Origin of the sequence: Rhodococcus gannanensis, assembly GCF_042681175.1 — a bacterium.
GTDB classification, from domain to species: Bacteria; Actinomycetota; Actinomycetes; order Mycobacteriales; family Mycobacteriaceae; genus Rhodococcus_G; species Rhodococcus_G gannanensis.
Map to the genome: position 1 here is coordinate 65,412 of NZ_JBHUFB010000008.1, position 16,070 is coordinate 81,481.

Genomic DNA, 16,070 nt, shown 5'->3' on the forward strand with positions numbered 1-16,070 from the left:
AGTCACTGTGGCCGGGTGCTGCATCTATGCTGTTCCGTTCTGCAGCGCTGCCGCGATCTGTTCGGCGTCCGGTGGGCACAGTGTCCACCCGGCCTCCGACATCGTATTTGCTGCGTCGTCGTCCGGGTCGAGAAGCACTCCGATGAGAACGTCGCCCCACGCGAAGTCCACGACCTCGCCGCCATCGGTCTCGTAGCCCACAGTCGGGACGGGAAGGTCGGCTGCGGCGAGCGCGATCACCAGCTGCTTCTCCGCGTCGGACACCGTGGAGTCGAACACCGCCTGCCACTCCGGCGCGAGCTCGGCGTCCGGCTTTGCGGTCGGGCCTCCGACGCCGGCTTCGATCAGGCTTCGCGTTGTCACCAGATGGTTGCTGCTGAGCCCGAGCCAGTTGGACAGCCGCAGCCAGTCCTTCCACGCGCGTCCGTCGTGGATCTCCAACGTTTCGTCGCGGTCGTCGACGACGAGTACGGCGTTGATGGTGCGCGTGCTGTCGGCACGCATCGCGGCGGTGACGGCGAGCGGTCCGTCGGTGTGGAACCAGCACATGTCGGTGCCCTGACCGAACGAGGCAGCGGTTCCGTCGAGCAGCCGGACGGTGTTGTCCGCGATCGACGAACCGTCACCCTTGCTGCGATTGTCGCCGCGCACCAACGCCATCGGCAGCCATTTGCCGACCGCTTCCCATGCCTCGCGGTCCGGGTCGGTGATGAACGCGAGCAGTATGGTGACCGGGTCGGCAGCGAGCTGCTTCACGATCGCCGGACGGAGATTTCCGGCCTTCATGGTGTTCGACGCGGCCTGCTCGGTGAGCCAGGCAGGCTGCGCCGATTCACCGTCCTTGAACCGCTGTAGGTCCTCGTGCCCGAACGACCACACCATGTGCCCGCTGTCGCGGAGGATCGCGCGCTTGGACGCGTCGTCGGCGACGCGGTTGCAGCCGGGGACTGCGTGGTACTTCCGACCGTCGGCGAAGATCGCGATCCGCGGGACCTCGGAGTCGTTGGTGGCAAGTTCGAAGTCCGGCTTCGAGTTCGCCATGTGCACCTGCGGGGTGAGCTTCCAGGTGCGGATCTTCCTACCGGGCAGGGTGATCGTCGCGGACGGTCCGTAGGTGCCGGGTGTCTCCTTCACCGTCGCGCCCATCGCGCGGAGCCGTTCCACGAACGCGACGTAGAACTCCTTCTCCAGCGGCGACTCGTCGCCGCCGATCGGCCCAATCGGAGCGTCCTCGGTGACCTCATCCAGCCACCAGTCCCGATCAGGTTCGGCATCCCCGTCCACACCGAGTAAATGGTCGAGCACCCGAGCAGCGGTCTTGCGGGACACCTTGTCCAGCTCGTGCGGCGGTGCGAACGGCAGCAGGCACTTGTGGCACGCGAGCCGATCGTGTTCGGCGCAGTCGCAGTCGCGCACCACGGCGCGGGCGGCGTCGAGCACTGCCCACACTTTCGCCGGGTCGGCGAACTCGGCGAGGTAGCCGGTGCCGCCGGGGACGGTGTCGTGGATCAGCAGCGCCCGCTGGGTGGGGGCGTGCAGGGCGTCGGTGATGGTGGCGACGTCGAGGTGTTCGGGGGAGCCGCCGATCACCTGCCGCAGCCCCAAAAGGATCGCGGCGGACAGGCTGGGGTGCGCGAACTGGTCGTACTCCAGCGCGCGCGGCAGGTGCAGTAGCACGCCCTGGGTGCGGAGCGTGCGTGCGAGTGCGATCTCGCGGACGTTCTCCGTCGCCGAGTTGCGGTGCCGGCACCAGCTGCGGTGCTCGTACCGGGTGTTGCGGCCCGCGGACTTGTCGAGCTGCCCGCACGACGAGCACACCCGGAACAGCCCTGTGGTGGATTCCTGCCCGGCGATGGTGCGGCTGCGTCCCTGGGAGGTGCGGCGGCCCATGTTCAGCCAGCGAACGTCCAAGCGGCGCAGGTACTCCGCACCGAACTCGAGGTCCCCGACGAACCACAACCGATCGACGTTGACCGGGTCGATGTCGGCGGCGGTGAGGACGGTGAACGATTCCTTGTGCCGTTCGTCGCGGGAGTCGTTGATGGACGCCTCGTCGCGGCGCACCTCCGCGGACACCCGCGCCATCTCCACCACCTGTAGCTGCTGGCTGACATCGGCGATGGCGCCGGTCCCGCAGCGCGGGCATGACGTCACGGTGGGAGCTTCCTCGCCGGCGAGGGTGATGCCCGCCCATCCGCACTGCGGGCACAGCCGCCAGGTGTGGATGTTGGATTCGCCGGCGCCGAGGTCGACGGCGTCGATCCGCGCGGCGAGGCCCTGCGCGTAGAAGGTGGCGCCGGGCGCGAGTTCGGTGAGCGCGACGCGGGAGCCGCGCTGGTAGCTGGTGGCCTCGCCCATGTACTGGTTGGTGTCGGGGTCGATCCAGGTGATGCCGACGTCCAGGGTGACGGAGTCGTCGAGCAGCGTGTAGTTGGGCAGCACGCCGTAGCGTTCGAGGACGCTGATCCAGTACGCGTCGGTGAGGTCGTAAATCTGTCCGCTGAGCAGCCGCATCGAGCCCTGCGCGGACCGCAGGTCGCGTCGGTCGTCGTCGGTGGCGGCGGGCGCGAACGCGCGGCGTTCGAACTCCGGCATCTCCGCTTCGACGGCGGCGCGGCGGGCGGTGAGTTCGGTGAGGTCGCGGTTCCAGCGGTGCACGGCCTCCTGTAGGTCGGTCACGAGCGGGCTGGGCTCGTCGCCGTCGGGGGTTGCCCAGGTACGCAACGAGTCCCGGGTGTGCTCGTCGAGAACCTCGTCGAACTGCGCGAGGAAGCCGTCGACCAGCGCATCGGCATCGCTGTTGACGGCGGTGAGGAGGTCGGCCATCCAGCTGCCCTCATCGAAGCTGCCGAGCACGGCGCGGGCGCCGCGGGGCGCGACGGTGCCCGGGTCGCGGGCGAGGCGGTCGATCACGTGCGCTACGTACTGGCGCTGCAGGATCTCCTCGGCGGTGAGGAAGGTGGCGGGCGGGCGGACGTCGCCCTGGATCACCGACGTCGGGTCGTACAGCTTGGGCAGGTGCTCGCCGCGACCGCGGACGAACGCGAGGACGAGGGAGTTGCCGGTGAGGCGTCCGGCGCGGCCGACGCGCTGCAAGTACGACGAGACGGTGCGCGGCAGCGACCCGAGCATGACGGTGGACAGGTCACCGATGTCGATACCCATCTCGAGGGTGGGGGTGGCGACGAGGACGTTGGGGGCCTGCGGGTCGGCACCGCCGCGCTTGAACGCGGTCTCGTAGCCCAGCCGGGTCGCGGTGGGCAGCAGCGACGTGTGTTCGCGGGCGACGACGCGCTTCATCTCGGCGGTGTCGTAGAGGCGGCGGTAGAAGTTCTGCGCCTTCGGTGCGCGGGCGAGTGTGCCGGGGCATCGGACGAGCAGGCAGGGGGCGCCGTCGAGTTCGTCGACGACGGTGGCGGAGCCGGGGGTCGGGGTCTGGCAGACGCTGCACACCAGTAGGTGCCGGCCCGCGGCGAGGTCGTCGTCGGTGGGAGCGGAGACGAGAACCGCGGCGGAGGGAAGACCATAGGCGGTGAGCCCGGCCCCGGTGAGATCCGCGGTGAGCACTCGCTGCTCTGCGAGTACCCCGAACAATGACTTGGCCAGGAAGCCGCCGTCGACGGGGGAGACATTCAGGCACTGTGACGCCCAGCGGGCGTACCACGACGAGGGTGCGGTGATCGCGTCGAATCCCTCGGGGACGGTGCGTGATCCGACGGCGGGGAACGCGGGGGCTGGGCGGCCCTTGGGGAAGGCGGGCATGCCCTCGCCCTTGGGGCGCGCGCCCCATACCCAGCGTCGGTTGGCGTCCTTCTCGATGTAGTTGCGCAGCCACGGGTGGCGGATCGCGCCGCGGGTGCGGACGCGTTCGACGGTGCCGCGGACCCAGCGGGTGATCGCCGCGGCGTCCGGCGCCTCGAACGTCAGCTGGTGCTCGGTGGCGTTGAGTGCGGCCCGCCCGAGCCGGACGGGACGCTCCGCGCCGCCGAGGTCCACTTCGGCGACGGCGCTGCCGGTGAGTTCGAGGGTGCGGCCGAGCCGCGACTGCAGCCCGAACTCCAGGTCGATGTCGAATTCGAGGCGGCGCAGCACCTTCGCGGCCGCCTTCTTGCGCGCCGCGGTGGACGCGTCGGGCTTCCAGAACGGAGTGAACTCGTCGTGCTCGACGATGTCAGGCGCGAGCAGGTGATAGCGACGGGCCGGGTCGTCGCCGGCGCGGGCGACGACGGCCTCGCACAGCTCCGGCAGCGTGAGCGTCCCGCCGTCGATGGCGCTGCGGAGAGTGGAGCGCAGGCTGAGGGTGTGGGAGCGGGCCTGCACGAAGCCGGCGCGGTGCGCGGCGTCCTGCACGCTGTCGGTGAACATCAACGCCTTCTTCTCGTCGGCGTCGAGGCGGGCGTCTCCGAAGAGATTCGACAGTGTCACCGAGAGTTGGGTGGCGACGGCGCTGCCGAGGAAGCGGATGCCGTCGGCGGCGCCGCAGGCCGGGCACATGTCGTTCTTGGAGTTCTCCTCGACGTTGTCTCCGGTGAGGGTGAGGACGGGGAGGACCTTGCATTCCAGTTCGTCGGTACTGTCGGGGTCGGGCGGCGTGTCGGAGATTTCGCGGTCGTCGATGCGGAACCAGCGCAGACCCTCGATCTGCTCGTCGGGGCGGGTGGCGGCGAGCAGCGCCTCGGCGGGCGCGGAGATGAGCGCCCGGAACCGGGACGCGCCGGAGGCGTGGTCGGCGCGGATGGACTCGTCGGTGACGTCGAGGGTGTGGCCGGTGGGGGCGAGGCGGGCACCCCACCCGGAGCGGCCGCAGTGCCGGCAGAACACCGCGGGCAGGTGCATGACGTCGCCGTCCTCGTGGACGCCGTCGTCGGACCAGCGGTAGGTGGTGTTCGTGGCGACGGCGCGGTCGATGCGGGAGAGCTCCCGAATCCACAGGTGCACATCGACGTTCAGAGCCTCGCGCCCCACCTCTGCGCGCAAGTGGGAGAGAGCGGCGAACAGGTAGTCGAGGAAGCGCTGCTGCGCGGCACGGACAAGGCGGATGTCACGCTCGGCGGCGGGGACGTCGAACAGGGCTTCCGTGAGGTCGGCGAGGGAGATCGCGTCGACGGCGTGGTCGAGGAGTCGGGCCAGCAGCGGGTGCGCCTTGAGCAGGTGCAGCTGCTCGACGGGTGTGAGGGAACGGAGGTCGGTGGGGGTGAGGCGGCGGTCGGTGTCGAGGTCGTCGGCGGCCGCGAATAGCTCGGTGCGCTCGAATACTTCGGCCCGCTCGAATAGCTCGGCGAGCACGGCGGTGGTCAGGGAGGCGTTGGTGGGCGAACCCGCAGCGAACTCGTCGAGGCGTACGGCGGCGTCGGCGACGGCCGGGGTAGTGGGCCGGTATAGCCGGTCGAGGATGGTGTCGCGGTCGGTGAGCCAGGCGGCGGCGGAGAGCCGGGTTTCGCCGATGACGGCGTCGGCGTCGAACTGTTCGCCGAAGACGGTGTGCGCGAAGCCGAGCATGGCGGTGGGTTCGGCCTTGGAGCCGAGGGTGGCGGAGGTGGCGACGGGGGTGATGCGGCCGAGGGGGCGGGCCCGGTCGTCGTCGGTGACGGGGGAGGCGTCGGTCCAGTGCGCTTTGACGGTGAGGCCGAGACGGCGAAGGAGCATCGCGACGTCGGTGCCCTGTGCGCCGTCGTAGGTGTGGAACTCGTCGAGGACGACGTATTGCAGCGAGTCGGCGGAGAGCCGCCAGATGTCGGCGCGGTCGGGGTGCAGCAGGAGATGGTCGAGCATCTTGTAGTTGGTGAGCAGGATGTCCGGCGGAGCGGCGTGCATGAGGGAGCGGTCGGTGATGAGGCCCTCGTCGGTGACCTTGGTGCGCCCGCCGGTGGATTGTTCGCCGGTGTAGAGGCCGGCGGAAACCCCGGAGAGTTCGGGGTGTTCGGCAATGAGCCGGGCGAGGCGTTCGGCCTGGTCGTTGGCGAGCGCGTTCATCGGGTAGAGGATGAGTGCCTTCATCCCGGTGACACCAGCGGTCTTGGCGCGCAGGACGTGATCGAGAATCGGGTACAGGAACGCCTCGGTCTTACCGGAGCCGGTTCCGGTGGTGACGAGTGTCGGCTGTGGGCGAGCGTGGAACTTGGTGGACAGCCGCTCGAATGCTGCGGCCTGGTGGCCATAGGGGGTGAATCCCGTTGGCCACCAGTCCAGGTGCATGCCCCAGTTGCCGCCCGCTGGTGCGAACGGCAGTCGAAGGCGCGCGTAGGGGCCTTTGAACATGCCGGTGTCGGGGTGGCCGACGAAATCCGACAGGGCGCCCTGAGCATCGGGGTCGGTGAGGGCGAACGTGGTCGCTAGGTAGTCGGTCAGGCCCTCGCGCAGGTGGTTGGCCTGGAGGGTGGGTAGCAGTGCTCCCATTGGTTCACTTCCTCCGAGTTGGTGCTAATTGATTCTTCTATGCGAGGTCGACCGTTCGTCCGAGGGCGGTTACACCGTGAAGTGAGCGCAGCTCATCGCTGTCGACTACGCGAAAATCGCGAAGATGCGCGCCCTCGATTTCTCCGCTATTTATCATCCGCAGAATAACCTGGAATAGAGAGCCTGCTTGGAGGTCGAATAGATCAGACTGGTCCTGCGCCCACGGGTACAAACGTCGTGTGAGCTTCTTCAACTCGTCTGCTGACTTCCCCTTCGGAGCATACGTGCTGACGAGCGAGTGCACGTTTTGTCCGAACCGAGACCAGCTCCCTGGTGCGAGGCTGCTCGATATATCGCCGGCTTCCACGAGTCGGCGGGCTTCCTGTATGAATTCGTCAATCGCGCTGGTTTCGGGGTCATATGATGGACTGATTGAATCTGCGTTGGATTGAAACCCATCGATTATCAGTTCAATCTGCTCGACGGAGGCTTTTAGGAGGGAAGCTATTCGGAGTGCTTTCCAGTCGTACGAGGAAGATTTATAGACGATATCGTGCGTTGCGACGGCCCATGCGTGTTCGAATGCTGTTGGAACCTGTACTTCAAACTTTAGATCTCTAGTTCCGGGAGCGAGGGTCGCCGTTGAGTCGGGTGGCACCTTTCCGATCCATCGTGTTGAATCGAAACGATAGACACTTGGGTGCTTTCGTGTACTCAATCGATCCTTCACAGAAAGGTTGTTGAACTTCGCGTTCAAGAACGCGGTAACGCTACCGATGTGCTCTCTCGTTGGAACCACGATCGTGCATGCGTACATATCATCGATATCGAGCCAGCTCTTGTACCTTCCGCCTTCTAGCTTCTCGGAAATTGACTCGACTGCCTTGATTCGCCCAAGGAATGGGTATGAGTGTCGCTCGCACCAGGGACGCAACGTGAACTCGACGTATTGCTTGAGGCTAAGAGCGGCGCTCTCTGTCGATGCGTATCGATTCTTTACGGCCGAAGGGACAGGCATCTATTCTGCCCGCCCTCGATCGATTACCGACTTGAGGATTGACGATCTCGACACTCGCTGTCGACGATCGTTTGAGGCTGACCGAGCTGCTTCGTAGTAACCAAGCGCGTCGGGATTCTTGGCGCGCTTAGATTCATCTACGACTTCATCGTAAAACTCGGTTAACGCCAAGGAGGTTGTGGATGTGTCGAGTTCTGTTCCATTCTTGTAAGTTGCGGTCACGACGTCGAACAATGTGTAAAAGTCCGCCTGATTCCGTAGGCGCCGCTTCAGTGCGGGACTTGAGATTGGTGACGAGACTATCGACGAAATTACGGAAATGGATTCTCTGAAAATTGACTCCGCATCGGGCGCGAAATCCCATTCAGAATCGCGGTCGCTGTACGCGTCGTCGAGGTCGTCTTGCGAGAACGACTGAACGCCCATTTCAATAAGCAGTAGAAGCTGTGCCGTTAGCTCTACGTCCTTCATCTGTCTTTTTGAGTTGGTAGCGATGTGGGGCACATCGGCGAGCACTTTGAACATATGATCATTTAGGCGTTCGGCAGTGGTCGCAAACACACCGTTAAACCGAGCATGTCTCAGTTCTTGCCTAGTGAGCCGGGCGACATTCCGGTTGATTCTATCGAATACATTGGTCAGAGTCTCGGCGTTTGTTGTCGGCAGATACTCCACCGAGAACTGATATCTCCAAAATGCGCGCTTAGTTTCATCATCGAGATCTGCAAAGTACTTGTTTTGGTCTGATTTTAGTGCGGAGTCTTCTGCCACGGGAAAGTCGTTGTCGGTGAAGTCGAAAAGTGTAGTCAGTCGCTGTTTTCCATCGACGACTCGGTAAAGCGCCGAACCGTCGCTGCTGATCTCCTCGTGAACAAAAATTGCGGGAGCTGGGTAGCCCAGCATCACCGTCTCGATGAAAAAATCTCGGTACTTCTGATTCCAGACGGAGCGTCGCTGGTAGGGTGGGTCGAGGTCGAGCAAATCTCGCTTATATAGATCGCGAAACCACGCAATGGTTTGAAAGCTTTGTCGGCGCTCTATTTTCTCTGCCACAGTAGGATCCTCTGGTTCGATCGAATTTTGGGTTAGTCAGCCAGCCGAGTGAAGTATTGATGCGCGGACTTCATATCGCGCTCACGGTCGACGGCGGTGAAGGGTTCCTGGTAGATGATGCCATCGATGGTGAGGTCGGCGGGCTTAAGGAAGCCCTTCTTGCGGTACTCGGACGCGAGCTTCGTTGGGAGCTGGCGGCCGGTCGCGTCGTACAGCGCTTCGCGCTCATACTTCTGCAGAACCGGGAACTGGGTTCGGTAGATCGTCAGCAGTTCTTCGGCAGTGATGCCGAGCATGATCGCGACGATCGCGTCAATCTCAACGAGCGCCTGACGGCGGTCGGCGGCGCGGCGCAGGGGGGTCGCCCACTCCCACTTCAGTCCGACTTTTCCGAGCGGTGCACGGTCTGCGTAGTCGACGCCGATACCCGGTACCCACGAATCCATCTGCCAAGCGTCGTCGTACAGCTCTCCCCACAGCAGTGCATACGGGTGGACAAGGCAGTTCAAACGGAGCGTGCGTAGCAGTAGTGCTGATTCGAGGGGCTGATTCCGAATATGGGGCACCTTGCCGATGGTCGACGTCTTCACATGGCCCACACCCATGACTTTGATGAGAAAGTCTGCGACTAGCGAGCTGGTGAAGGCGCTCATCACGGCTAGGTCAGTCAGATCGTCCGTAGTAAGCGAGAGGATTCCGCCGACATGTGCCGGGCCAGGTGGCAATAGCGCAGAGTGGAGCGTGCGCACCGTTGCAGAGTCACACATCTCACGCCAGCCGAGGCGGAAGAATGATGAACTTGGATCCTCATGCCACTTCGTGTAGGCGGAGATGTACTCGTCGTAGGGTTTGGCGACCTGATAGTTGGTGCGCGAGATTTGGTCCTCGTGAACGGCGTCGAGGTCAAGTTCCTCGTAGAGATGCTGCCGACCTTTAGCTGTTTCGGGTTGCTGGAACAGGGGCGTAGCAACAGTTAGGTGGGGTCCCTGCAGAATCGCGTGCTCCCACCGGTCGGGAGTTGCTTGGCGTGACTCGAAGAAGCCGAGTTTGCGGTCACGGTCTTCTTCCCAACCGCGGGTCCAGTCAAACTCGAGGTCGCCGAGTCTCGGGGCTGCCGCGATCTTCTCCAAAACGTCGGCGCTGGCACGGTTCACCGGATAGAGCATGAGAGCTTCCGTGGCGGGCGTTCCTGGCTCGTCAATTAGAGCTGCCCAACCAGCGAGGACCGTCTCGTCGACCTCCACGATCCGGTTTCGATGTGGTCGCAGATCCCAATCACCGTTTTCGTCGCGGAGCCCAGGCTCGGGGCCGGAGGCATCGTGCACAAGCGAACGCTCGACAACGCTAGGGGCGAAGATCCATCCGGCCTGTAGAAAGTGGACTTCGGAGGGCTGTGCATAGATGTGGATACCGAAGGTCTTCTTGTGGCCGATTTCGGGGAACTGATAGGTGTTGTTGTGGAACTTGTAGTGACGTCGGAGGCGTTCGTACGACTCACGGCGGAGCCGAGCGGCCCGCAGCTCCGTGAAGTGGCTCTCGGGATGGATCAATCCGACAATTCCGCGGGTCGAGATCGAGCGCCAAGTGCGTTCCATGAAGCAGCGATACAGGTCTGGCTGCAGACCAGTGAGGGCTGGACGATCAATCCCGGACCCCAGGCTGTCCTTCACCCCGGCCTGCCCCGCTCGTTCATCGAGATATGCCGCCCGAATCCAGGGCTGGTCGAGTGACTGTTCGCGTTTGGCGCGTTTGACCGGCTCGGCGGGCTTGTCTGTCAGCTGCCACCACGGGTCGAACTCCGCCAGTACCCCAGCCTCGTCCCAGTCCGGCCGCACCCACGGCGGGTTACCAACCTGCAGGTCGAAGCCGCCGCGCGCGAACACCGGTGCGAAGTCGAGCTCCCAGTGGAAGAAGCCCTGCTGCTCGGCGATCTCCTGCGCGACATCCAGCCACGGGAACTGGTGATACGCATGACCGACCGTCATCGCGCGCGACAACAGCAGGTCGTTCTCCTCGGCGAATCCGAGCTCCTGCCAGCTCGTATCGCGGCCGATGCTCATCTGTCCGCGGCGCTCGGCGGCAGTCTCCTTCACGGGCACGCCGAGCACGGCCTCGAGGCCACCAACCCACTGATCCCAGTCCGGTGGCTCGACGTCCGTCGTGAGCGGCCACGACCAGATTGCGCACCATGCGTCCATCACCCGACGCACGCGCTGGTACGCGCCGTTCGGGTTGCTCAGGACGTTCTCGATCTCCTCACGCGTCACCGCGGGGGTGTGCTCGACCGGATCCGAACCCCACAGGTGAATGTCGCGTCGGATCTCCGACTCCGCGATCGTCAACCGGCGGAGGGTGAACTCCCACAGCGTCTCCACCCGCTGCGCCAACGCCTGCAGACGCTTCACGATCGCCTTGCTCGGTGACTTGCGGATCTCGTTGCGCCACAGCCGCAACTCCTCGCGCTTCTCCGGCGCGTACGTCTTGGCCTCGGTGGTGTCGATCACCGCACCCCAGCCCTCGGACGGCAGCAGGAAGTGGTGGATTCCGGCGCCGATCTCCTCGCCGAGCGGAACGTCCTTCGCGGGCTCCTTGAGCCACTGCTTTTTCGCGAGCAGGCTTGGCGCATAGACCGACCGTCGCGCACCGATCAGCGAATTGCCGCGGCGCAGGTGCAGGCCGAACCACGGGGCCTGCAGGCCGGCAACCATCGTGTCCAGCCACAGCGAGATTTCCGCCAGCTCCACGGCGGTGGCGTTGAGGTCTACTCCGTACACCTGGTGGAGGGCGATGTGCGCCTTCACCTTCTGCAACTCCACCGGGTACTGATCGGCGTCGATCAGCTCGCCCAGATCCTCCTGTTTGCGCTTCAGATATTCGGCGGCGAGCTGGCGGACCGCCTCGATCGCGAACGCGCCCGACCCGAGGGCGGGCTCGCAGATCGTGAGTTCAAGGATCTGCTCGGGCGTGGTCCGCTCGTCGTTCTGATCCAGCAGCTCCTCCAGGGCCTGCGAGACCACGAACTTCGTCAACACCTCGGGGGTGTAATACGACGCGGACTGCTGGCGTTCGCGGCCGGCGAGGCGGAACACGAACGTGCCCTTGAAGTGCTTCACCGGCTCCTCTTCGCCGGTGACCGGGTTGAGCGCGCGGACGAAGTCCTTCTCGTCCAAGTGATCGGAGCGGTTCATGGGGACCACCCACGAACCCTTCTCCGGGTCACCGTTCTTCGCGACCTCGTACAGGTCCTCCTCGGCGAAGAACCCGGTGTAGCTCATCAGGCCCTCGTACACCGCGCCCAGCTGGTTGATGCCCAACTCCGCGTAGGAGATGAAGCCGCGGTCGGCGCCCCGGCGGCCCTTCGACTCCTTCGACAGCAGCAGGTGCTCGAGCACCCGCTGCGTCGCCTCGTTACCCAGGCCCACCTCGTCGATCAGGGCCGTCGACTCCGGTTTGAACAGGTCGGCGCGCAGCGGCTGGAACTCCAGGCCCGGTGCCGGATCGTCCGCGACGTCCTCGCGGACGGCTGGGGAGTGGCCGCGGTCCACGAGCCGGAACAGCGTGGCGAGCGACTCGTACAGGTGCGTGCCGGTGCGGGACTGCTCCGACACCAGCTCGGTGAGCGTCAGCTCCCGCAGCCGGTCCAGGCCGTAACCCTCCTCGTACTCCGCGGCACCGGTCGGCAGCACCCGCATCTCGGGGGACGCCTCCGCATACAGCAGGAACAGGATCCGGTACAGGAACCGCAGCGAGTGCTTCGCCAGATCCTGTCCGTCGATCCCGTCCAGCGTCAGACCCTGCGCGGCCCGCCGTTTCACCACCTCGTTGGCGATGATCTCGATGGACAGCCGGATGCCCTCGCGCAGGTCCTTCGACACTCCGACGGTGTGCTTGACCGAATCCTCCAGCACCCCCGTCCACCACACGTTGCCGTCCGCGGCCGGCAGCAGCGCCTGCTGGCCGAACATGGCGGCGACGCGGTCGATCTCGCCGCCCTTCGCCTCGTGCCGGCGCTCGGCGACCACCAGCAGGTCGACGGCCAGGTAGCGGCCCTCCGCCCACCGCTCGGCCTCGGCGAGCAGCAGCCACTGCCCGGCCTGCACCACCACGAACGCCGGCGGAGCATCGGACCGGAACGCCGCCGACACCGCTTTCGACGCCGACTCGATCGGCTTGCCGTCCTCGACGGCCGGGGCGATCAGCAGCCCCGTCTCGGGGTCGAGGAGATCCTCGATCGATGCCACTGGAACCGCCTGCAGGAACAGCACACTCGTGACGCCGTCGAGCTTCGCGTCGGGGATCTCCAGCTCGGAGCCGGCCCGCTCGGCGGTGAACGTGGACAGCGCGGCCGGGTAGCCGAAGGTGGTTCGGGTCAGGGCATGCGCCTCGGGTGCGGCGTCCGGGTTCTCCGCCAGCCCGGCCAGCGCCGTCTGCAGGTCCGTGGTCGTGGCGAGCAGATGGTCGCGGACCGTCGTCCGGTCTTCCTTCTTCTCTGCATCCCACAGCTTGCGCAGTTCCAGCACCTTGCCGTGGAAGGACTCCTTCGCCGAGTCGGTGGTGAAATAGTGCTCGCTGATCCAGTCCTCGCCGATGACGATGGAATCGAAAGACGCCACGACCTACTGGTCCTTTCCGGAGGCGTTGGGAACGATGAGCAGCAGCGGGCGCACCAACTGCTGGGTGGGGGCGAGGGATTCGGCGAGGCGCTGCTCGTCCGCGATGCGGCGGGAGAGGGTGTCCACCTTCTTGCGCTGTCCGGCGACGAGCTCGAGTTGCTCGGCGCCGTCGTGCCAGCGGTCGGCGCGCCGTCGCCACCGGTCGAGGCGTTCGGTGGCGGCGGACTCCTGTGCGTCGAGAACCATCTGCATGGCCGTCGTTGCCTCGTCCACGGCGATCGGGACCAGAGCGCGATACCGGTCGGCGTCCGCGACCGGCCCGGGATTCGCGGAACCCGGCCGCAGTCCGGTGTCGGTGGTGAGGAAGTCGAGGCTCGCGCGGGTTTCGACTACACAGAACGACGGATTGTTCGGATTGGGGAATTCGGCTGTCGAGAACACGCGCGAGATCAGCTGCCCGCGCCGGTTCATCAGCGTGCCCATCAGCAGCACCGTCGGGGCGTCCACGTCGCCGCGGATCACGAAGATCTGGTTGCGGCCCAACGCGCTCAACGCGCGGTCACTCGCCCAGTCCAGCACCGGGTGCAGCGGTCCCAGGAAGTGCGCCTCCGGCCACGTCGTGTTCGCGACGCCCTTGCCTTCCTTGGCGGCGGCGAGCTGCGCGTTGCCGACCTCCGGGGAGGTGGCGAGGGTGAGGCGTTCGAGCACCCTGCCGTGTTGCAGGTAGTTCTGCGGCAACTGCCCGAGCCGCTGCCGCAGGTCCCGCGGCGGCGTCAGCTCCGCGACCGCGTGATTGGCGTGCACCGTCCACCCGACGCCGCCGGCCTCCGGCTTCGCGTGCGGCACATCGTGGAACGCGGCCTTGAGCGCCTCGTCGAGGAAGGTGAGGTCGTCGGCATACAGGCTCTGCCGCGGTGCCTGCGGCAGAGCGTTCGCCGGGGCGTCGTCCTCGGTCTCGTCGAGGTCGAACTGCGCGAAGAACGCGTCTAGGTCGTCGCCGGCGGCCACGTCGTCGACGTCGCGGATCTGCTCGTCGAGGGTGGACTTGCCGACCAGGACGTCGCGGATCGCGTTCTCCTCGTCCGTCACCGAATGCTTGCCCATCAGCGACGCGACGTCGCCGAGGGTGCCGTGTGCCTGGTTCTCCCGCTCCAACAGCCGGGAGAGCACCCGCAGGTCGCCGGAGAAGTCCGGGTCCGACGGTTCGAGGATCAGCGACGAGATCACCGGCGGATGCTTCTGCCCGTACCGGTCGACGCGGCCGTTGCGCTGCTCGATCCGGATCAGCGACCACGGGATGTCGAAGTGGATCAGGTGGTGGCATTGCGCGTGCAGGTTCACGCCCTCCGACGCGACGTCGCCCGTCACCAGCACCCGGATCGGGGAGGTTTCCAGCTTGAAGCTGTCCACGATTTCCTGCTGCTCCACGTCCGACAGGCCGCCGTGCAGCATCGCCACGTTCTCGGGCTTGAGTCCCAACGCCTTCGGCAGGTGCTCGGTGAGCCAGCGCAACGTCGCGACGCGTTCGGCGAACACCACCGCACGGGTGCTCGACTTCGCGCCGACCCCGATCTCTTTGAGCCGCTGCACCAGCGCGGCCTGCTTGCCGGCCGACTCGTTGAGGGCCTGCGCGTTCAGCTCGTCGAGGGTCGTGAGCGCCGCGAGCTCGGTGGCCTGGGCCGGGGTGTGGGGGTCGAGCTTGCCGCGGCGCTGCTTGATCGACTCGGCGAGCGCGGCGGGGGAGGACAGGAACGCCTTCGCGAGGGTCCACGGGAACAGCGCCTTCGTCTCACCCGAGTACGGGGAACGACCCGACTCCGGATGGAGCCAGGTCTGCGAGAGCTCCTGCGCGACGGCGTCTTCCGCCGCGGACGGCGTGACAAGCTTGTGCACGGGCTCGGCGCGCTCGGCCCAGTCGCTGCCGACCTCCGCAGCGACCTCCGGGTGGTGCCGGTGTCGGCGGATCAGCAGCGACGCGACGTCGTCCTTGGTGAACGTGCCGTCCGCGGCGACCGCCGTCGGATCCAGCAGCCGCAGCAGTTCTGCGAACGACTCCTCTTTACCGTTGTGCGGCGTCGCCGACGCCAGGATCAGCGCCTCGGTGTTCGGGGCAAGGACGCGCGCCAGCTCGTTGTTCTGGGTGCCGACATTGGTGAGGTTGTGCGATTCGTCGATCACCACCGCATCCCAGTGCTGCCGCTGCAGATGCGCCTTGTAGCGGGGGCTCTTGAGGGTGTCGATCGAGATGATCGCCCGCTTGAAGTAGGTGAACGGATTGCGGGTGGCCGGCAGCTTCTGGCGCACCTTCTGGATGCCCGCCGAATCGAGCCGCACGAACGGCAACGCGAACCGGCACCACAGCTCGTGCTGCATCTGCTCGAGCACGTGCTTCGGGGTGACGATCAGGATCCGCTCACCACGACCGCGGCGAACCAGCTCCGACAGGATCATGCCGATCTCGAGGGTCTTGCCCAGACCCACCGCGTCCGCGATCAGAATGCGCGGACGGATGTGCTGCGGATCGAGCGCCTTCGCGACCGCCGCCCGCTGATACCCGAGGGAATCGGCGAGCATCTGCGTCGACACCGTCAACGTCTGGTCGCCGTATGGGAACGGTGTCTTGCGCAGTAGCGCCTCCAGCCACAGCCGGGAATCGCGGTAGCCGGACGACGCGTCGGCGACCACCTCCGCGTCCCGCGGATCCTGCACCTCGATCCGGTCGAGGCTGGAGTAGAACGTCGCCGTCGTGTCCTTCACCAACTCCGTCAGACCACGCGCCTTCACCAGCCATCCGTCCGAACCCTGCTCGGCGGAGGTGACCAGCCACTCCTCGTCCCGGACCACCACGATCGAGCCGGGGGCGACATTCAGTTCAGCGGTCGGTGCGGAAATCGTGCGGCCCTCCGGTGGATGTGGTGTTTCGCCTGCAACGTTATCGCCCCGTTCGGGCGATATGTGAGCAAGCCTCATTGTGCTGTGCATCGTGTCAT

Annotated in this window: 5 protein-coding genes; all 5 read right to left on the reverse strand. The window is 65.7% G+C overall.

The features are described from left to right. Positions 1–24: 24 nt before the first annotated feature. Genes ACFSJG_RS06110 through ACFSJG_RS06130 form a run of 5 tightly spaced genes read right to left on the reverse strand, consistent with a single transcriptional unit; the run spans position 25 to position 15,924 of the window. Positions 25–6,396, reverse strand: coding sequence for a DEAD/DEAH box helicase (locus tag ACFSJG_RS06110; RefSeq protein WP_378484325.1), 6,372 nt, complete (start codon positions 6,394–6,396; stop codon positions 25–27). 37 nt (positions 6,397–6,433) lie between these two features. Then, a complete protein-coding gene (locus ACFSJG_RS06115; protein WP_378484326.1) occupies positions 6,434–7,414 on the reverse strand; it encodes a hypothetical protein in 981 nt (326 codons plus the stop codon). After that, the gene (locus ACFSJG_RS06120; protein ID WP_378484327.1) at positions 7,415–8,467 is read right to left on the reverse strand and encodes a DUF262 domain-containing protein; all 1,053 of its coding nucleotides are present in this window, start codon (positions 8,465–8,467) and stop codon (positions 7,415–7,417) included. A 32-nt stretch (positions 8,468–8,499) separates the two neighbouring features. Beyond that, positions 8,500–13,080, reverse strand: coding sequence for a DNA methyltransferase (locus ACFSJG_RS06125; protein ID WP_378484328.1), 4,581 nt, complete (start codon positions 13,078–13,080; stop codon positions 8,500–8,502). A 3-nt stretch (positions 13,081–13,083) separates the two neighbouring features. Beyond that, positions 13,084–15,924, reverse strand: a complete 2,841-nt coding sequence (locus ACFSJG_RS06130; RefSeq protein ID WP_378484445.1) for a helicase-related protein — start codon at positions 15,922–15,924, stop codon at positions 13,084–13,086. Positions 15,925–16,070 lie beyond the last annotated feature (146 nt).

What these genes read in the sequence shown, in the direction of transcription:
- ACFSJG_RS06110 (WP_378484325.1), bottom strand. Translation starts at nt 6,396, where the DNA reads ATGGGAGCACTGCTACCCACCCTCCAGGCCAACCACCTGCGCGAGGGC.
- ACFSJG_RS06115 (WP_378484326.1), bottom strand. Translation starts at nt 7,414, where the DNA reads ATGCCTGTCCCTTCGGCCGTAAAGAATCGATACGCATCGACAGAGAGC.